16 protein-coding genes and 1 pseudogene are annotated in these 18975 nt (G+C 53.1%); 10 read left to right on the forward strand and 7 right to left on the reverse strand.

The window, feature by feature from the left end; genetic code table 11:
- Positions 1-65 precede the first annotated feature (65 nt).
- Entirely contained in the window at positions 66-1205 is a 1140-nt protein-coding gene (locus OZ656_RS04635) for an acyl-CoA dehydrogenase family protein (RefSeq protein ID WP_379945013.1), read from the forward strand.
- Between the two features lie 146 nt (positions 1206-1351).
- The gene (locus tag OZ656_RS04640) at positions 1352-3286 is read left to right on the forward strand and encodes a hypothetical protein (RefSeq protein ID WP_379945014.1); all 1935 of its coding nucleotides are present in this window, start codon (positions 1352-1354) and stop codon (positions 3284-3286) included.
- A 1097-nt stretch (positions 3287-4383) separates the two neighbouring features.
- Here OZ656_RS04640 and OZ656_RS04645 read toward each other — a convergent pair.
- Both OZ656_RS04645 and OZ656_RS04650 read right to left on the reverse strand, forming a co-directional pair.
- Positions 4384-4977, reverse strand: a complete 594-nt coding sequence (locus OZ656_RS04645) for a hypothetical protein (protein ID WP_379945015.1) — start codon at positions 4975-4977, stop codon at positions 4384-4386.
- Positions 4978-5018: 41 nt separating this feature from the next.
- Positions 5019-5342: a hypothetical protein gene (locus OZ656_RS04650; RefSeq protein WP_379945016.1), complete on the reverse strand. Its 324-nt coding sequence runs from the start codon at positions 5340-5342 to the stop codon at positions 5019-5021.
- 532 nt (positions 5343-5874) lie between these two features.
- On the opposite strand from OZ656_RS04650, the gene OZ656_RS04655 reads away from it, so the two are divergent.
- From OZ656_RS04655 to OZ656_RS04690, 8 genes are all read left to right on the forward strand, one after another.
- Positions 5875-7227: a GTPase-associated system all-helical protein GASH gene (locus OZ656_RS04655; RefSeq protein ID WP_379945017.1), complete on the forward strand. Its 1353-nt coding sequence runs from the start codon at positions 5875-5877 to the stop codon at positions 7225-7227.
- Positions 7228-7391: 164 nt separating this feature from the next.
- Complete coding sequence (locus OZ656_RS04660) at positions 7392-8180, forward strand: hypothetical protein (protein ID WP_379945201.1); 789 nt, start codon at positions 7392-7394, stop codon at positions 8178-8180.
- A gap of 2 nt (positions 8181-8182) precedes the next feature.
- Complete coding sequence (locus tag OZ656_RS04665) at positions 8183-9043, forward strand: hypothetical protein (RefSeq protein WP_379945018.1); 861 nt, start codon at positions 8183-8185, stop codon at positions 9041-9043.
- A gap of 8 nt (positions 9044-9051) precedes the next feature.
- On the forward strand, positions 9052-10641 hold the full coding sequence (locus tag OZ656_RS04670; RefSeq protein WP_379945019.1) for a hypothetical protein: 1590 nt from the start codon (positions 9052-9054) through the stop codon (positions 10639-10641).
- Between the two features lie 130 nt (positions 10642-10771).
- A complete protein-coding gene (gene istA, locus OZ656_RS04675; RefSeq protein ID WP_023011525.1) occupies positions 10772-12277 on the forward strand; it encodes an IS21 family transposase in 1506 nt (501 codons plus the stop codon).
- Positions 12264-13004: an IS21-like element helper ATPase IstB gene (gene istB / locus OZ656_RS04680; protein WP_011783606.1), complete on the forward strand. Its 741-nt coding sequence runs from the start codon at positions 12264-12266 to the stop codon at positions 13002-13004. The genes istA and istB overlap by 14 nt, the downstream gene beginning before the upstream one ends.
- Positions 13005-13052: 48 nt before the next feature.
- Positions 13053-14000: an effector-associated domain EAD1-containing protein gene (locus OZ656_RS04685; protein ID WP_379945020.1), complete on the forward strand. Its 948-nt coding sequence runs from the start codon at positions 13053-13055 to the stop codon at positions 13998-14000.
- A gap of 18 nt (positions 14001-14018) precedes the next feature.
- A complete protein-coding gene (locus OZ656_RS04690) occupies positions 14019-15131 on the forward strand; it encodes a caspase family protein (protein WP_379945021.1) in 1113 nt (370 codons plus the stop codon).
- Positions 15132-15404: 273 nt separating this feature from the next.
- Here OZ656_RS04690 and tnpC read toward each other — a convergent pair whose 3' ends face one another.
- From tnpC to OZ656_RS04715, 5 genes and pseudogenes are all read right to left on the reverse strand, one after another.
- Positions 15405-17006: an IS66 family transposase gene (tnpC, locus tag OZ656_RS04695; protein WP_114435615.1), complete on the reverse strand. Its 1602-nt coding sequence runs from the start codon at positions 17004-17006 to the stop codon at positions 15405-15407.
- A 57-nt stretch (positions 17007-17063) separates the two neighbouring features.
- Positions 17064-17432, reverse strand: coding sequence for an IS66 family insertion sequence element accessory protein TnpB (tnpB, locus tag OZ656_RS04700; RefSeq protein ID WP_114435616.1), 369 nt, complete (start codon positions 17430-17432; stop codon positions 17064-17066).
- Positions 17432-17743: an IS66 family insertion sequence element accessory protein TnpA gene (tnpA, locus tag OZ656_RS04705; protein WP_114435617.1), complete on the reverse strand. Its 312-nt coding sequence runs from the start codon at positions 17741-17743 to the stop codon at positions 17432-17434. The genes tnpB and tnpA overlap by 1 nt, the downstream gene beginning before the upstream one ends.
- Positions 17744-17822: 79 nt before the next feature.
- Positions 17823-18086: pseudogene (locus OZ656_RS04710) on the reverse strand (transposase); the annotation flags it as partial.
- A 77-nt stretch (positions 18087-18163) separates the two neighbouring features.
- Positions 18164-18973 (reverse strand): alpha/beta fold hydrolase, encoded by an 810-nt coding sequence (locus tag OZ656_RS04715; RefSeq protein ID WP_278350323.1) that lies wholly within the window; start codon positions 18971-18973, stop codon positions 18164-18166.
- Between the last annotated feature and the right edge of the window lie 2 nt (positions 18974-18975).

The raw sequence follows: 18975 nt of genomic DNA on the forward strand, positions 1-18975 counted from the left end.
AACCCCGCCCCGCCACAGACTTGCTGAACACAACGATAAACCAACCCGTTCACCGAGGTTCAGCAATGATTCCACGTACTCTGTTCGATGCCGATCTTGAAGGCTTCCGGGACTCCGTTCGCAAATTCCTGGAACAGGAAGCCGCTCCGTATCACGACCAATGGGAAAAGGATGGTCAGGTCAGCCGCGAGCTCTGGCAGAAAGCAGGTGAGCTGGGCTTCCTGTGCCCGATGCTGCCGGAAGAGTACGGCGGTGTGGGGGCCGATTTCCGTTACTCCGCAGTGATTATGGAAGAGATCTCCCGGGCCGGATTGTCCGGCATTGGCTGGGGGCTGCACTCCGATATCGTGGCGCCCTATATCCTGAACTACGGCTCGGAAGAGCAGAAGCAGAAGTATCTTCCCAAAATGGCATCAGGTGAAATGATCACTGCCATCGCCATGACCGAGCCTGGGGCTGGTTCCGATCTTCAGGGCGTGAAAACCACGGCCATCCGCCAGGGTGACCATTACATTCTGAATGGCTCAAAAACCTTTATCACCAACGGCCAGCTGGCGGATCTGGTGATTGTTGTTGCCAAGACTGACCCCAAAGAAGGTGCCAAGGGCACCAGCTTGTTGCTGGTCGAAACCGCCTGGGAGGGCTTTGAAAAGGGCCAGAATCTGAACAAGGTGGGGATGAAAGCCCAGGACACCTCCGAGCTGTTTTTCCAGGATGTGAAAGTACCGGCAGGCAACCTGCTGGGCAGCATGGAAGGGCAGGGCTTCTTCCAGTTGATGCAGGAGTTGCCGGCGGAGCGCTTGCAGGTGGCCCTGACCGCCGTCGCTGCCGCCGAGGCCGCCTGGCAGTGGACCCTGGATTATGTGAAAGAACGCAAAGCCTTCGGTAAACCGGTCATCGCGTTCCAGAACACCCGTTTCAAGCTGGCCGAGCTGAAAGCCGAAATCACGGCAGCCCGTGTCTTTACAGACCGTTGCCTGGAGCTGCACCTGGACAAGAAGCTGGATATCCCGACGGCGGCCATGCTCAAGCAGCACACTACCGACCTTCAATGCAAGGTGATGGACGAATGCGTGCAGTTGTACGGTGGCTATGGCTACATGTGGGAGTACCCGATTGCCCGGGCGTGGGCCGATTCGCGCGTGCAGCGGATCTACGCCGGTACCAACGAAATCATGAAAGAAATCGTGGCGCGGTCGTTCTGACGAATTGCCCCGATTTGCAGGCCCCGGCACATTCCGGGGCCTGCTCGTTACCAAACTTTACAATTTGCCAAGCCTGTCAAGGTCTCCCGGCGGCACATCTCCTAAAGTAGCGGCACAACCTCTAACAAGGATAAACGGTTGCCGCGATGAAACGTCTGATCAGTCTTTCCGTTCCTCTGTTGTCACTTGCGATCGCCGGTTGTGGCGAAGAATCCGATGACCTGCCGGTTGATGGCCGGGAGTTCGATGGTGTTACCTACAGCGAGCGGGCGCCCTACCAGGGGCGTGTGATCGACGGATACCTCAACAATGCCCGGGTCTGGCTGGATCTTGACGACAATGGCCAGTACACCGCAGGGCCGGTGGAGATTGAGCTGGACAGCGGTAATACCCACATACTCGAGGACGGCGAGCCAACCGTGATGAGCGGTCCCGGCGGGCGGTTTTCCATGGACGTTTCCGCGCTGGATGTTTCGCCCTCGATCGGCGCAAACCTGGACCCCAGGGATTATCCACTTTATGCCCTCGCGATTCCCGGCCAGACCCTGGAGGAGCGTAGCTACGGCGATGAGGCGATCAGCCGGGCGTTTTTGATGTCAGCCAGCCCCGGCGTAACCAATATTACCCCCCTGACTACGCTGGCCCGTTTCCGGAGCTTGGCCGGACAGTGGAATGCAGAAAATCCGATTCCGGATAACCGGTTCGCTGATCTGGACGGTATCAACCTGTGGAAGGATTACATTCTTGCCAATGATGACCGGGCTCACGCCTATGCCCGGGCGTTGGCGCGGTTCATGGCCAGCCAGATTCCTGATGGCTACAACGATTACCTGGCAGGGAATGGCAGTGACGGCAGCGAAGCCAGTCTGTTACCGCGTGACGGGGTGTACCTGCTTGGTTATTCGGTGGTGCAGAACGTTGATGAGGTTATTGCCATTGTCGATGCTGCTGCGTCCGGTGGCAACTACGGCAATGTGGATACCGATACGCTGGTACTGCCGGATGTTGATGTTGAAGTAAGCAATCCCAGGCTTCTGGTGAGTCAGCGGATTTCGGCACGGCCAACCCGATCAGACGTACTGCCTACCAGTACCTCTGATCTCGGTGCCTCGGCTGAGCTGTCTTTTGAATACAGTGAAGGTGGCAGGCTGCTGGCCGTATCCAGTCGGGGCTGCATGGGTATTTCATTGCCAGAGATGGCCCGCTTGTTTCAGGCCGATGGCTATATGACCAATCTGAAGACTCAGTGGCTGCCATCTTCCTCCCTTTCGCCCCAAAGTGCCGTCTGGTACGACGAGGAGGGCGTGCACGAGCGTCTGGAGTTTGCGTGGGAGAATGGCACGGCCAGTCTCGATACCGTCACTACGTGTCACGAGCAGACGCTCGGGGTAACGCCAGGGGGAACCGAGCTGGATGGTATCAGTGACATCAGCTGGGTTTGGGATGAGCAGACCGGGACTCTGCTGGAATCCGTGCCCGGCAGAGCTGATGATCGCGTGCTGACATTAGAGGAGGCCAATTCGCCAGCGGACATTCTGGATGGCGAGCAGTCGCCACGGGATCTGGTCAGTGGGTATCGGCTGACCGCGGGCGGTGGCCTGGAAGCAGCCGTTGAGTTTGCAGGTGGTGGAGCCTCCTGCGCGCCCCAGGGTGTTGCGCCTAACGATACCGAGCGCAACGGCCAGTATGCGACCCGGCTGTTTCCCTTCTCATTTACCAGTGACGTTGCCGCTTCCGATCTTTTCGGGGCTGGCGCCTATGAATACGATCTTGATGAGCGCAATGGCGTCTCTTTTGCCCGCTTGCTCCGGTTCCCGTTCCTGGATCGGGCGACCGCAAATCGGCCAGAAGTGGATTCCGCGAACGGGGCGTTCCAGTGGCAGCTCTTTTACGACGCACTGAACAGCGAAGAGCTGGATATGCAGCGTCCGAACCTGCTCAAGACGGCGTATCTGGTCGATTTCGTCGCCACATCCGATTGCGGTGACGGTCCTCTCGACCGGCCGGGCCGGGCGTATTCCACAGTGGAGTACGAGTACCAGAGCCTCTCGGACTATCTGTTGGACAGGCTGTCGGAGTAAGGCGGTTTGCGGAAAGGGCGATGGATGTTCTGTCTGTCGTCCTTCCAGGCAGCACAAAATGCTCGGCGTAAATACGGCGAGTTCGACGTCAGATGCTGCTGATTTTTTCGGGATTTTTAATTTCTTAGTGTGGTTTTACCCATAACTTTTCCAAATTTTGAAGCATAAAATTTCCGCTATTCTCTGTTTGGTGTTGGCTCGCAAAGATTTGCAGGTACGTCGGTCTTTTTGCGGTTTTACGGATAGCCCATTTAACTTCCGAATAGCCCAGTCGCTCCCTGTCTTAAACAAAAACGGGCATTCGAGCCTCTCACTAATCTATCTGTTGGGCTTACCCCTGACCACCCAGTTGTCCCTTTTAGTGCCGAAAGGACTTCTAAAATGGGCTTCACGGCGCCTGTGTTCTAGCCACTTCTAGTGGTGGACTTACCTCGCTGTGGGGAAAACTTTTTGCCTGACGGGTGGAACTCTACGTTTACACGTCGTTAATGGTTCTAGGGATAATTTATTGGTCACACAGATGAACTACGCGAACGTGCGTAAAGACGGGTAAACGATAGTCACATTCCAAACGTTTTCTTTGCCCAAGCCTCCAAGCGATCGGCGTGCCAATAGCCGACGACACCAATAGTGACCAGAACGGCAGTGAAGCCCCCAAAATTTGTAAAACGCTAATTCCAGGTTCATGTTGAGCGTCCTCTTGGTTGCCTTAGAAGATTTCGAACTGTCCTCGGAGAAACTGCGGAATTGCACGTCCACTCGTCTTGAGTTGTTCTACCGTATACGAAGCGCATCATCCCGGAGTTAATCGAGGTAGCTTGCAGACCGGCGATATTCTCGAAATTTCCCTGGTTCCGGGTAGAGAACTAATTATTCTGAAAAAAAATCGCACGAACGCATTTCAAAACTATTGGACACCTGATGCTGAAATCCATAGCACCGATCCTCCATCCCCTGCCGAATTTCGTCCTAGCGTAGTGTTTAAGCGCATCCGCGTTCCAATAGGCGATGAGACTCCTCAGGGTAAACGCCGCCACGAATCCGCCAAAACCTATCAGTGCGTTGGCCGTATCCATAACAAACCTTCCAAGTTTTGCTCATTCGAACTGGTAATGAATGAAACGAAAAATGTGGAGAACTGGCTCAGGATCACAACCTAGCAACAAATAATCTCTCGGAGATATAGGCGGCTCCTCATTTGGGTCATTTTCGTCCACCTCCAGGTCATTCGTCGGCCTTAACATGACGCTGTGAACGGTAAAGGCCGACAGGTCGCCGACCTCATCCACCACCGCGAGAAGCGCACTCAGATGTGGAATCGTGAATCCCTGGTCGTCGAATTGCCAGCGCGGGTAAAGGAACGAGCCATTCAGCTCGAACCGATGCAGCTGCGGAGGCTTCTGCTGCGCTCGACGCCGGACCTCTGTATCCGTGAGGCCGAGCGTGTTTGCCACGTCTCGCTCTATGAGTGCGGCCTCAGCAATTTTCCTACACGATTCAACTAGCCGTCGATGGTTAGGAACCCGGCAGGCCTCCGCTTCTTCGGGCGTGGGAAAGATCGCGCCGCCACTGCGCAAAATGTCGATTTCATACGCCGACAAAGGCCCCGTTCGGCGCAGCGGTTCCGGTAAGGCTTCCCGGATACCACATACGGCTCGTATGAGACGGCTTTCCTCGTTGTCTTGATTCATCTCCAGTCCCTGTGTAGTGAGGGGGGATGACGCCGAATCGTTTAGGCGTACCCACCCGACTCCCAATGGCCCAGCCAATGGGTCACCATCGTGTTATCTCCATCCAGCGTAGCCTGAAGCAGCGTACGATCGCCAATGGCTGAAATCGGGCAGGTCGAAAACCAACTCCAGAATGCCTCCGAATCAAGCGAGATCGCGGACTTGACTGTTATTTGGGCGATGCATTGGGTGAAGGCCTCCGCCGCATTGTTGAGTTGGCTCTCTGATGCAATGCCCGCCGCTTTTCGGACATCCAAGAGAACGCGTTCCGGATCCAGGTCGAGCGCCGCTAGCACACCGCGCCAATTGTCATCACTTCTTTTCATTCAACTGCCCCGATCTCAATGGTGAAACCATTTGACCACTGTGTCATCTCCATCAAGTGTAGTTGGTTCGTCTGAGAGAGGTGTAGCCAAGCGGCTATGGTCTGGTGTGTAAAGTTTGCGTCACTAAAATGCACATAGTGGTAGTTATCTTGTGTTTTGTAACCACTACACTGTAACAATCGTTTTCCCGCTAGCTCTTGGATACAAACCATGAGTTCGGGCCTCCTCTGTGACATTGTTGCTGTTAGCCAGGCCTGCCGTCAGTTGTGTCCATACTGTCGTTGAGATTTGGGGTCCCGCCTGGGTAACCGGAAGTTTCCGACCTTTGCACATGCTCCCGTAAGGTCACGAACCAAATGATGCAAGACGCACAAGGGGCGCGACGTCAACTTCGGCAAAAATCGTTTAGAAATACGGCTCGGGGCCCGAAAAATTGGTTGTCTTTCCTTTTTGGCGTTGTCAATCAGTAGATAAAATGCTTATCTGGCGACTGAAGAAAACGATACTCTGGTTTCGGGATGAGGATTGGTAAATGAAGGAAATTAATGGGGAAGAGGTTCTTGTAAGCTTTTTATCAGTGGGTTTGATAGACGTCAATGGTGACGACGAAAAGCTACTTAAGCTGCAGGCGGCGGCACAAGCTCTCGAAAAGCAGCTTAACAAAAACCCATACATGGCTCTCCCTTTCGTATTGGCGTCTTCCAATCCAGATGTTACAGAAGATAATTCCTCGATAGTATCTTCTCTGGAAGCCTTGGAAACAGTCTGGAAGACCTACCGTAACGCATTCCAAGAGACTCCTATCCTTGTTGCACGTGGCATCCTTCTCGAAGCTCTAGTGGGCGCGATGAGCTCACACGACCATATTGCTCTGATAGTGGCTTCCTGCGTACGCAACATGCTCCCACATCGCGAGATGGGTAGTGAAGAGGAAGTCTGGAGTAGGGTGCTTTTTACGGCCGAATCGAAAGTTGATAAACGTGCAACAAAGGACTGGGAGACACCTACACAAATAGAGCTTCCAAAGTTCAAGTTTCCAGAGATCGAACCCCCAAAGATAGTTAAAGAGCCTGTATCGATTAACACCAAGACTCTGGAAATAGAGTGTGCAAAGGCCGTATCTAATCAAATCATTGTAAACGGCGGCGCGCAGAGCTTAGAAAACGGCAACCCGTACAATCAAGCTAATCAAAAGCCAAATTTTGCCGAGGTTTTCGGTACACGAATGGCAGAGGTTCTAGTTAACACTGTCACCTCTGCAGTCGAATCATCTGAGAGTGAAGAGCTCGATTTGGCTGAGCCAATTGAACGCATAGCTGATGAGCTGTCCTCAATTTTAACTCAGTCTTTCCAAGCATATTCCGCAGCCACCTCAGGGCTTGAAAAAAGAACTAATTTACTTTGGTGGAAGGAAGCTCTTTTTTCAAAAAGCATCGGGGATAGCTATAGATCACTGAAGCCGAAGGTCGCGCCTGCACTCATGGCATTGGATCTTTTCAAAGAGCTACCATGCTTCGCACCGGCAAGCGTGACAGCTTTTCTTCACGAGACGGTATTGAAATTACCCCTGTTGGATGGGAGTGAGAAACACTCCATCGCTGAACTATTGAATGCTGTTAGCAATGAAGAGAAGTTGGCTCCTCTTCGAGAAACTATAGATTCGCTTGTCCCCGAGGAGCCCGATAGCAAACTTTTGATAAGCTTGTTAGGTACGACGAGTGGGACTGAAACGTTTGATCAGGCGACTGTTGTAGAAGCTCTTGGAGTTAGTGCTGACACAGAACTAACTTTACCGGACTGGGCCAGCTGGTTGCTCGGTGACTTGATGGTACTCCGAGCAGCCGCCCTCTCACGGACGAATAAACGCCGGAAAAAAGCAGCATGACAAGTAGTAATTACTGTAGCCAAGAGTTCTGTAATTTTCCCGATACCAGTTGCCATCTTGGTGAGCCGGCGGGATGTGCTCACTACAAAGCATCCGCTAGTGCTGACGAAGGCTCTCAGCTTTCGGCAACAGATGGCCTTCGCCTCGCATGGACGAGTTTGGCTATGGGGCATACAGATGTGGCCTACGTAGCAGGTAGGCAAAAGCCTCTGGTTGTTGGTATTTTTGGTCCGGAAAATGCGGGAAAGACATCTCTGTTGGGCGCATGGTATCTGCTTATAGGCAAGGGTTTGCTCTCGTCAGCTGGTTGGGCATTTGCCGGATCAAGGTCGATAGAAGGATGGGAGGGGGTAGCTACTGGTCTACGGTGGGTGGACGCGCAGCGACCACCAACATTTCCGGCCCACACATCCAGTCGTTCGGGGCGATCGCCAGGCTTGCTGCATTTGACGCTTCAGAACGCTATGTCTGTCAAAAGAAACTTTCTATTCACTGACGCTCCAGGTGAATGGTTTACGCACTGGACAAATAATGTGGATAGCACTGAAGCAGCAGGGGCAAGATGGGTGGCGGAGAATTCAGACATATTGCTGGTCGCAGCGGACAGTGGAGCACTGGCGGGCCGCAATAAAGGGATAGCTCGGCATGAGTTGCAGTCCCTCATTAGCCGTGTTGCTGGAATACGCAACAAGCGTCCGGTAGCTTTGGTATGGATGAAGTCAGACATCGACGTGACCGACGCTATGAGAAGTGCCATAAGCGGAGTCGCCAGAATGCGGATTCCCGATATTCAGGAGTTCGACGTAAACGTAGTAAACGGTCATGAACCTCTTTCCGAAACAGGATTGTTCCGGCTTCTCAGGTGGGTCCTAGACTCCCGACGGCGCAAGGCCGCATTACCTCCAATCGACGGCTTCAGCGATGACCCCTTATTTCTTTTCGGTAGTAGATAGCTATGCAAGGAAAAAAGCATTCAGTTTTGCTGATTGGCGAGTCTTCCGTTGGTAAAACCCACTACGGTGCGCAATTACTTAGTCGACTTTTGAAAACAGGGGGTATTGAGCTAACTCTCGATGTCGAAGGTCATCAAGCCAATTTAGAACCCTATAAGTCAGCATTCGAGAAACTGAACGCCGGGCTGGCTGCTGATCATACAACTTCGACTACCTACGTTGAGAGCATTTGGCCGGTAGTCGATAAGGCGGGCAGTAAGGCAACATTAGTGTGGCCTGAGTATGCTGGTGAACAAGTTAGTACCATGCTCAAAAATCGCAGCCTTCCTGATCAATGGGCAGCTAGTATTCAGGGCGCGACCTCTTGGTTGCTTCTTATCCGTCTCAATCTACATCAAGACCAGACAGACATATTCTCGAAACCAATATCTTCGGTCCGGACCCTGCCTGAGACTCAGCGCACTGAAATCGACATGTCCCACCAAGCTCGTTTGATCGAGTTATTGCAGATCATGTTGTTTGGAGCGCGAGTAAATTTGGATAAACCTGTTAAAAAACCGAAGCTGGCGATTATGCTGACATGCTGGGATGAGCTCGGTTCGCAAGCCTCTCCTCCTGAAACGCTACTCAAGATTCAAATGCCAATGCTTCACCAATACGTGACCAGCGTTTGGAAGCAGCCACTCTTTTTTGGTCTATCTGCGCTTGGAAAAGCATTGAGTCTCGAGCAGTCGGACGAAGACTACGTGAACTTGGGGCCAGAGCAATTCGGCTACATTGTGAACCCTGATGGCACAAAATCACCTGATCTCACAATACCTCTCCAAGCCCTGATTAATGGGCAGACCACGGAAAGAGAGTAAATTGTGAAATGATCTTACACCAAGCTATTTATGGCGTAGTTGAGAGTCGGGGTCATGGCCTGATTCAGGCTAGTGGAAATCTACCTCTTGCTCAGGCTATTGCGTACAAAGTTGACCTGCCAGACACAGTGCCAACCGGTGTCGAATGCCCTTCGTATTTAACCGGATTCCTACACCAAGAAACACACTATGTGCTTGCTAGAGTTACTGTTGATCGTGGAGCAACTCGTGCTGGCATGGTATTTTCGCACGCAATTTTTATCCCTGCCGAAGAAATTGGAAAAATTGCTGACCTTCGCCCTCTTATCAACTTACTAACCTTTTCGCGCAAAGAGGCTATGCAAAGTAAAGTTGAGCCTGTTGAGGTCGATCTCAACGATCTGACAACTGCACCCTATATCAATTCGAGCCATGTTGTTGGGGTCACCAATGCGCTTGTATCTGGCGGTGAGCTGCCTGTAATTTGCTGCGGCAACTTCGATTTTGACAATTTAATGGTTTCACTTTGGGGGATGCTATGGCCCGCACTGCGCTTACGGTTTGCTTTTAGGCTGACATTTAGCCCGCGGGATCTTGAGCTGGATGATAGGCTTTCAGTGGCGTTGAGCCCTCCTCAGCTTGTCTCACGCTGGGGTGCTTACCAAGTAATTCAAGATGTCACTTCGTCTCACGCTACTTCATTGGCCAGTGAGTTGTTACGTGGTGCCGCCAGTGCGGAGCCCCTGCGTCAGTTTATGCAGGATATTGCCCTAGTGGATGTGGACAGTTTCAAAAAACTTCGTCTACTTACGTATGCTTATGAGCATTCCAGAGCGGGTGAGCGAAAATTAGAGAGAGTCTCTAGCGCGATCAGAATTATAGGGGAGCAGATTGCGCCATCTCCCAATATCGGCGTCAATTTGAAGGCTAACCTGCTCACCGAGTTTGTAGCGACGTTTGAATCGGAACTCACACCAGAAAGCTTATTTCTACTACGAAACTTAAAGATGGATGCTTTTCCCTCAAAAAAGGTTCTCTGGGAAGCGGTAAGCAGTTGGGTTGCTCACCAAGAATTCTCGCCCAATCAAGATGAAGGCATTCTTGATAACTTGCGAGAAGCGTTCAGCTCGCCTCATAGGGGGACAGATTGGAGTAGGGCTGTAATCGCTGGTGTGTTGTTTGCGCTCGAGAATCCTAATCAATTTATGTACCGAGCCATCTGGCGCTGGCTCGAAAAAGACCTTCCTTGCGCTACTAATATTATAGAGGCTACTGGGACAAAGGTCCCTGAATTTGAAACGGAGTTGGCAAAAGCCGTACCCAAAGCTCTTTCGAAAGAGGCCAGTGAAGCTGCCCTTATGATTGCGCGCCAGCATAGTTGGTGGGTGCTTCATGGTGCAGCATTAGCTTGCAGTGTTTCACCTCAAGAAGCTGTCAAGCGACAGCTTCAGGTCGATAAGTCAGTCAGCGATAACTCCGGTGTGCTCGAGGCCCTGAAGCATGCAAGCGACCAAGAAACTCTAAGCGCAGCTTTAGAGTTCGACGATAGCCGCCTCATTGCAATTGCGGTAGAGATTGTTGTGAAAACTCCGGCGCTGCTTGCTGATCATGATTGTTAATGGCCAATTAAAATGACCCACTACTGGCCATTAATTTTGACCCACCTCCGAGTGGCCGTCAGGCCACAGAACCAGCTACTGTCCCCAGCTTTTATCGATGGCCGGGGGCATGTCAGTGAAGGAGTGGGTTGTGATACACAAGATCAAGGCACTGCACGATAACGGCAAAGGGTTGTCGATCCGCGCCATCAGTCAGGAACTGGGGTTGTCCCGCAATACCGTTCGCAAGTATCTGCGGATGGATGAGAACGCGATTTCGGAACAGATAGAAGATCCCTCACGCACCAAGCGCCTCGATGATCACCGGGATTATCTGATTCATCTTCTCAAAGAATTCCCCAAGCTCAGCGCCGTCAAAATTGCCCGCAAGCTGCAAGCGAAGGTTGGTGAATTGCCAGCTTCGGATCGTTCCATTCGCCGCTATGTGCGAACGCTCAAGGGGGAAGTGGCCTCAGCCCAGATGCGCTATTACGAACCCATTCTGGACGATGTGCCGGGTGTTCAGTGTCAGGTGGACCCGGGTGAGTTGCGCGGCGTGCTGATTGGTGGCGAAGAGCGCACGCTGCACTTCGTGGTGTTCGTGCTGTCCTACTCGCGGTTGATGTACGTGGGTCTGGCCTTCCGCCCACTGGATACCCAGACCTTTATCCAACTCCATAACGAAGCCCTGCGTTACTTCGGTGGCCTGCCGGAGGAATGCGTCTACGATCAGACCAAGCTGGTGGTCATCAACGAACAGTACCGGGAGCTGACCCTCAACCAACGGTTCCACGAGTATGCCACCACGGCCGGGTTCCGGATCCATGCCTGCGAAGGTTATGACCCGGAGAGCAAGGGCAAGGTGGAAGCTGGCGTGAAGTACGTCAAGCAGGATTGCCTTTACGGTGAGGTCTTCCGGGACCAGGAGCACGTGCGCCAGCACGTGCAGGACTGGCTTGAGAGCGTAGCCAATGTCCGCATCCACGGCACCACCGGAGAGCCACCCCGGGAACGCTTCGAACGGGATGAGCGAGAACACCTGGAGGCTTACCTGTCACCAGCTTGCGTGCAATCTGTGGCCCACGAGACACGTCGAGCCGACAAGACCGGCCTGATCGCCTGGAAGGCCAACAAGTACTCTGTGCCCATGGCCTGGCAACAGGCCCGGGTGGGCGTTCTGGAGTCCGGCGGCCAACTCCACATCAGCGACCTGAACACAGGGGAAGTCATTGCCAGCCATGCTCTGTGTGCCGATAAAGGCAAGGTGATCAAGAACACCCACCACTACCGGGATCATGCCCAGCGGGTGGCCGCCCTTGAGGGTAAGATCAACGACCTGATCGGCAGTGACATCGGGCCACGGTTGTGCCAACAGCTCAAGCGTTCCGAGCCCAAGATCTACAAGGACCAGCTGGTGGCTGCCCGTGACCTGCTCAAGCGCCATGCGCCCGTGGATCCGGCATTAATTACGACGCTGGCAGAGCGTCCCGGCATGACCGCGACACGGCTGCAAAGTTATCTGGAAGCAGCCCAGGCCGCCGTTCTCCGGGAGCGACAGCCGGAACCGCTATCGGAACCAAAAGAAACACTGGATCTGAGCGCTTACCGCCATATTGGCCGCTCCAGTGGCCAGGGGGTGACCCATGAGCCAGCTTGAACAGACCGAGGCCCGTTACCGCAGCCTGCGCCTGAGCGCGGCCGCCGACGAACTGACCAACCTGCTGGCCGAGGCTGAAGCCAACGAGATGTCCTATCTCAGCTTCGCGGACCGGCTTGCCGAGCACGAACTGACCCAGCGCCAGGACAAACGCATCCGCCGGAACCGGAAAATGGCTGCGTTCCCAGCGGAGAAGCGCCTGGAGGGCTTCGACTACCGGCACCAGACCACCATTACCAAACGCCAGGTCAATGCCTTGCTGGACTTCCAGTTCATCGACGAGCGAAACAACCTGGTGTTCATCGGCCCGCCCGGTGTAGGCAAGACCCACCTGGCCATCGGCATTGGCCACAAAGCTGTGGAGGCCGGCTACCGGGTACTGTTCCGCAACGCTCTCGATCTGGTGGAAGAACTAGAGCTGGCCGAGATGAAGGGTGAGTTGAAAAAGCGGGTCAGCCAACTGGCCAAGTACGACCTGCTGATCATTGATGAACTGGGCTATCTACCGATGACCCGGCAGGCCCGATACAACCTGTTCCAGTTGATCAACAGCCTATACGAATACCGTTCAATCATCCTGACCACCAATAAGGACTTCACCAGCTGGGGCGAGTTCTTCCACGACGACAACGTGGCGGTGCCGATCATTGACCGGGTTATCCACCATTCACACATCTTTATGTTGGGAGGAGAAAGCTATCGGCTAAAGCAGAAGACAACAAGCTAGACTATGAAAGGTGGGTCAATTTTATTGGCCAAAGGTGGGTCAAAATAAATGGCCATTGACAATGATCTCAAGCAGCCATCGACGCAGAGGTTATGGGCCAGTGCTCTTGAGATAGATTCGGAAGCGTGGAAGGTATCAACTCCTCCTTGGGTAGCAGTTTTTGAGTTCATGGATGCCCAGGTGGAAAATGGGTGCAATAACTTAAATCTTGTTGGGTTGCTTTCGAGCACTCCAGCAGCTGATCTTTGTCGTTACCCTGACCGAGCAAAAGTGTGGACCTGTATACCTGATCCGCTCGTTAGGGAAAGGTATCTGGTCGCAACATCTTCCAGCTGGCTTGAGCTTGCTTCGTCCGGCACACCTCCTTTTGTTCCTGACCCAGTGCTTCAGCGAAGTATTCTTGGGGCGAGGTTGGAAAGTCTCTTGAGCGCGTTATCCGCCGCTCAATTTGCAGATAGCATCGCGATAGTGCAGGCACTCCCCAGTATGCAGGAAGACATAGCTGTTCGTTGGATTGAGGGTCTTTGTCGGAAAACGCACGCGATTAATCAAAGTGATGCCAGCGCGCTCGGGATATTGATTAGATCCAGAAAATGGAAAAGAGTCCTAAGTGTACTCGTAAGGGAGTGTAAGGATGGGCATAGTGCGCTAAAACATGCTTTGGTTGAATGCTACGATCTGCTCCCAATCTGGGATACCTTCCGATTCCAGTTGAAACCTATCTCTGATACTGATGTTTGGAAAGCCCTCACCGATGCAGCAATCGAACTGTATCCTCAGGGCCCTGATCAAGGGGCGCTATGGGAGCGCGCTGAAGGGAAGAATTCGGATCTTGAACAGGTTGGAAGTGGCGCGGAGAGGTGGCAGTCGGCCATTCGAAAAATGAAGTACGGTAACCGCGCCAAGCCCCATAGACTTCTCGAAGAAATGCTCATTGATTACCGGCACAATGATAAATTGAATTGGTTAGATGCACATAAGTTTAAGCTTCGCTGAAGCTGCAACGGAGTAATTGTGGAAAAAGATCAGGTTGGCAACACAGGGAAGGGGTTGGGAGGCGTCGGTCGGGGGCTGATTGTCGGTATAGCAGCGTATCAAAATATAGGCCAACTGCCCGCAGTCGTGTTGAAAGATGCGAACGATGTTGCCAGCGTCCTGACGGCTCCTCACTATTGCGGATATCATCCGGAGAATGTGAAGGTGCTGTTGGATAATGAAGCAACACTTTCAAATATCTGTAATGCGCTTGAGCAGCTTTCTCAAGAGAGCCAAGAAGAAGATTTTGTTTTTATCTATTTCTCAGGTCATGGTGGCTTATTTGCCAATCACTCTGAGTTCAGCGCATTATTACCGGTCGATTTCTCCAGCTATTCCTCCGAACCATCTTATCTTTCCGACAGCGAGTTCTCTGATGCGTTAAAAAAAATTAGAGCTCGCCGAATAGTCGTCATACTCGACGCTTGCCATTCAGGCGGCGCTGTTAGTTTCAAGTCTGACGGACACGCTCAACCAAGGATTGGCTTCAGTAATAAGTCGATCGCATTACTTTCCAATGGTATTGGGAAAGTAATTATTGCATCGTCGCGAGAGAATGAGGTTTCACTCATTCTTGGCGGCGATACCAATAGCGTTTTTACTAAGCACTTGGTCGATGCAATGCGGGGAAATTGTAATGCCCAGGGCGATGGATTTATTCGGGTTTTTGATCTCTTTAACCACGTGAGTTCCAAGGTGAATTCAAATGTGATGGCAATGTGTGGAGAAGAGCAACATCCTCAATTCAAGGCTTACAACCTAGAGGACAATTTCCCAATAGCACTCGACGCCGGCGGAGCAATTAAAGGACCTTCTAAACCCAATCCTCTTGCTGCTAACACAAGAGAACTCTCATCTATATTTTCTGATCTCTATCCCTCCGGCCCAACAGACCAGGCTATTTGGTCCAGAGCGGGCGGTGATTTATCGCGTCTGCAACTCAGTGGTAATGGCCGAAGCATGTGGTTTTCCGCATTGAAAGTTTTGAGCCTCGGAGGTGGTGGGGCAAGCATTAGCCTAGATATGCTAGTGGACACTGCTCTTGAGGATTTTCCGCATCACCCAACTCTAAAAAGCTTTCGCCAGTCCTAGGTTCTCTTGCAATAGCACTTGTTATCGTTCGTAGGTTACGAAGTTGAGAGCAGGCCGGGTAATTGAGGCAGCTAGGCACTTCTTTGATCAAGACAACCTCGATGAACTCTCTCCTTAGACAATAATCGAGGTTTTGAGTAAAGAATTTTTGAGTGATTGCAGAAGGAGTGATCCTGACCCCGCTTTTGTCTCGCTCATTGCCAGAAAAAACCGGCTCTAATTGCGGTCTTAGGTGACTTGAAGCGTAAGCGCCGTTAAATCGACCCGCTTGCCCTAATCGTATTGAGCCACTTTTTTCGAAGCCGGCAACTCGGCATTCCAGGGCAGCAACGCTTCGAGCTTCTCCAGCGTGTCGGACTCAGCAATGCGTTCCAACACATGGTGGATATAAGCTGAAGGCTCCAGGCCATTGGCCTTGGCGGTTTCGATGAGCGAATAGCAGGTGGCGCTGGCTTTCGCCCCTTGTGAGGTATCGGCGAAGAGCCAGGCTTTTCTGCCGAGGGCAAACGGGCGGATGGCGTTCTCGGCTCCGGCATTGCTGATCTTCAGGTCACCGCGCTCACAGTAGCCGACCAGGTAGTCCCATTGGTTCAGGGTGTAATCCATGGCCTGACGGGTAAGCAGGCCTTTCATCACCTTGGGGGCATTTTTCTCCAGCCAGGCTTTAAAGGCGTTCAACAACGGCAGACTCTTTTCCTGGCGAACCCGATATCGCTCCGCGTCGCTCAGATCCCGGGCGGCCTTTTCAATGGCGTACAGTTTGCGGATGTGGCTCAGGGCTACATCCGCCTTTGAGGGTTGGCCTTTTTTGCCTTTGGCCGGTGCCGCCCGGGACGCCTCCACGTACTTACGTCTCGCGTGATCCCAACATCCGATCCGCGTCAGCTTGTTCGTGGCACAGACCTGCCCATAGCCGGAATAGCCATCGGCTTGCAGAATGCCCTGGAAGTCATCCAGCAGACGCACCGGTACCTTGCCACCTCGTGATGGATCATACTCGAACAGAACCGAAGGTTTTCCCGGTGGACCACCCCGGGTGACCCACATCCATTTGTCGGATTGGGCGGTCTTACCGTCTTCCTTGAGCACCTGGATCCGGGTTTCATCGGCTTGCAGGTAGTCACCGCTATTCTGGGTTTCCCGCATCAGGTTGATCAGCGGCTGGAAGACGTCATTCAGCCGGATGATCCAGTGAGCCATGCTGGTGCGGCTGACCTCGTGACCCAGACGCTTGAACATCTGCTCCTGACGGTACAGCGGCAGGCCGTCGGCGTACTTGGAGGTAATGAGGTAAGCCAGCAGTGACGGGGTGGCGATGCACTTGCCCAGCGGGCGCGCCGGACGGGCGGCCGCAACAATGCGCTCTTCGCCGTCCTGCTCGAACACGGCCTTTTCCTGCCAGTACTCCAGCACTTTCAGTTGAGCGGGGATGAACTCCAGTTCTTCCTTCACCTTGGTGAAGAAGGTCTTGCTGGCACCGGCTTTTTCTTCGTCGCTGAGGGTTAATTCAATACGCTCACGCAGCAGCGTATCGGAGAAACCACGTTGGCGGCGCTTGCGGGAACGGCGGGGTGTCTCTTCCTCTTCGACATCGTCGGGCAGCTCATCGCGCAGTACATCAATCTCGACTTCCAGCTCGACCTCATCGAACAGCAGGATCTGATTGGGCAGCTTTTCACTGCTGGCGGCGAACTGCTGGATCTTCTTATGGCGCAGCAGTTCTTCGAGGATCTCGATGCGAGCGTCTCGTCGCTGGATGGCGTCTTCTTTGGAGGCGAGTTGCTGCTGAAGGCCGCTGATAAGCGCCACCATCTCAGCGGTCGATAAACCGTTGAGATCCGGGGTTTTGAGGGCGTTATCAGGCGTTGATTTCATGGCGGAATTATAGCAAAAACAATGCCCTGGCACACCTAAAACGTAATGCAAAAAGGGCTATCCGACACTCTCATAGTGCAGGGTTTTATGGCCCCGCAACAGACTGATGTCGTAGCCGTCCAACAACCAGTTGATCTGTTCACCGGTCAGCGGCATCAGTTCATCCGCAGGCCCTGGCCACTTGAATTTCTCCTCAGCCAGGGCTTTGTAATAGAGCACAAAGCCGTTGTCTTCCCACATCAGGCATTTGATCTTGTTCCGCTGCCGGTTGGTGAAGGCGTAAAGTGCACCGGAGAATGGGCTGTGCCCCAGTTCCTGTTCCACCAGCAGGGCCAGGCCGTTGGCCTGCTTGCGGAAGTCGATGGGCTTTCGGTACAGGTAGATCTCCGGCAGATCCCAGGAAGGGCGCAGATAGCGGTGACGCATCACAGCTGTCTCAAGACGGCACCCAGCAAATCGATATTACCGGCATGCAGACCGGTGATCGATACGCCGCCGGGCAGTGACACGGTCAAACCGACTCCGGCATCCGGAGTCGGAGTCACGCGAGTGAATCCGGATCGAGCTTGAACCGGTTCATCACTGGATTCGGCACGGCCGGTCAGCTTCTGCCGCCAGTAGACAAACCGATGATAAACAAGCGACTCTTGTTTGCAGTAGGCTGCACCGGACAAGCCCGAAGCCTGCCAGTCCGACAGCGTCTGTTGCCAGAACTGGTGTAAATCAGGGGTAGTCATCAGATTCCTCCTTAATGTGAAAGCAGGAATCAGTGTGGCGAAACTCGGGCGTCAGCTACAGGTGCGGATTTATTGGCGCTTACCTTGAAGCAGCGTATTTTCGGGCGTAGTCATAGGGTTTGGACCACCCCAGTGCGGAGTGAGGCCTGACTTGATTATAGAACGTTCTCCAGGAGTCAATCTTCTGCTCGGCATTGGTCAGTGACGGGAGCCAGTTCTCGTTCAAGCATTCCTGACGGAGTCTACCGTTGAATGGCTCCCGAGTCGCATTGTCGCTGGGCTTGCCGGGCCGAGAGAAATCAATTTCTGTCTGTCTTTCATAGGCCCACCGCTCCCTGACCTTGCCGGCCTGCTGCCTCCACCGGACGCCTAGATCGGTCCGCTGCTAAACAAAAGCGAACATTCGAGCATTGCTCAAATTCACGCCTGTAGCCAATCCATGATCTCCGGCCTTACCAACTCCGGATGTGTCATATGGATACAATGACCCTCGCTCGGCAGAACCCGGAGCCTGCTGTCTGGCATATGCTCATGGATGTACTTTCCGACTCTCTCATTGGCCAGCGCATCAACCTGGCTCTGCAAGATGAGCGTCGGATGTTTGGCGCATGGTAAAAGATGACGGTAGTCAGAAAAAAATGTCGCCTTTGCGAACGTTTTGGCAACCAAGGGGTCAGTGGAACAGAAACTGTCTGAAAGCTCACCGGTTAACATCGCGGATCCTTCAGCGCCGACCACCAAAGGCGCCAGATAACTGGCCCAGCCCAGATAGTTCCGATCCATCAGTTCAATCAACTCTTCCAGATCTGCCCACTCGAATCCGCCGTGATAATCCGGTGGAACATTTAGAAAGCAGGGAGAGGGGCAAATCATTATCTGACTCGCGAAGTATTCCGGGTGCTCAAGTGCCGCCAACAAACCAACCGTGCAACTGACCGAGTGACCGACAAAATGAACGTCCCTCAGGTTCAGTGCATGACAAATCTCACTGACATCGCGGGCGTAGCCTTCCAATGTGTTGTATCGTGCCTCGCTGAAGGCCGACAGTTGTGACTGGCCAGAGCCGACGTAATCGAAGAGGATCAGGGTGTAGCGATCCCTGAGACCAGGCGTCAAGTATTGCCACATGTTCTGATCACAACCGAAGCCGTGGGCCAGCATCAGCGGTGTATCACCGGAGCCAATGATTTCAACATTGTTCCTCGCAATAATCTCTTCTCTGGTGAACACGC

Origin of the sequence: Marinobacter sp. LM1 (assembly GCF_042763285.1) — a bacterium.
GTDB lineage: Bacteria > Pseudomonadota > Gammaproteobacteria > Pseudomonadales > Oleiphilaceae > Marinobacter > Marinobacter nauticus.

What these genes read in the sequence shown, in the direction of transcription:
- tnpC (WP_114435615.1), bottom strand. Translation starts at nt 17,006, where the DNA reads ATGAAATCAACGCCTGATAACGCCCTCAAAACCCCGGATCTCAACGGT.
- OZ656_RS04645 (WP_379945015.1), bottom strand. Translation starts at nt 4,977, where the DNA reads ATGAATCAAGACAACGAGGAAAGCCGTCTCATACGAGCCGTATGTGGT.
- OZ656_RS04685 (WP_379945020.1), top strand. Translation starts at nt 13,053, where the DNA reads ATGGCCATTGACAATGATCTCAAGCAGCCATCGACGCAGAGGTTATGG.
- OZ656_RS04650 (WP_379945016.1), bottom strand. Translation starts at nt 5,342, where the DNA reads ATGAAAAGAAGTGATGACAATTGGCGCGGTGTGCTAGCGGCGCTCGAC.
- istB (WP_011783606.1), top strand. Translation starts at nt 12,264, where the DNA reads ATGAGCCAGCTTGAACAGACCGAGGCCCGTTACCGCAGCCTGCGCCTG.
- OZ656_RS04660 (WP_379945201.1), top strand. Translation starts at nt 7,392, where the DNA reads ATGGGGCATACAGATGTGGCCTACGTAGCAGGTAGGCAAAAGCCTCTG.
- tnpA (WP_114435617.1), bottom strand. Translation starts at nt 17,743, where the DNA reads ATGACTACCCCTGATTTACACCAGTTCTGGCAACAGACGCTGTCGGAC.
- OZ656_RS04670 (WP_379945019.1), top strand. Translation starts at nt 9,052, where the DNA reads ATGATCTTACACCAAGCTATTTATGGCGTAGTTGAGAGTCGGGGTCAT.
- tnpB (WP_114435616.1), bottom strand. Translation starts at nt 17,432, where the DNA reads ATGCGTCACCGCTATCTGCGCCCTTCCTGGGATCTGCCGGAGATCTAC.
- OZ656_RS04635 (WP_379945013.1), top strand. Translation starts at nt 66, where the DNA reads ATGATTCCACGTACTCTGTTCGATGCCGATCTTGAAGGCTTCCGGGAC.
- OZ656_RS04655 (WP_379945017.1), top strand. Translation starts at nt 5,875, where the DNA reads ATGAAGGAAATTAATGGGGAAGAGGTTCTTGTAAGCTTTTTATCAGTG.
- OZ656_RS04640 (WP_379945014.1), top strand. Translation starts at nt 1,352, where the DNA reads ATGAAACGTCTGATCAGTCTTTCCGTTCCTCTGTTGTCACTTGCGATC.
- OZ656_RS04665 (WP_379945018.1), top strand. Translation starts at nt 8,183, where the DNA reads ATGCAAGGAAAAAAGCATTCAGTTTTGCTGATTGGCGAGTCTTCCGTT.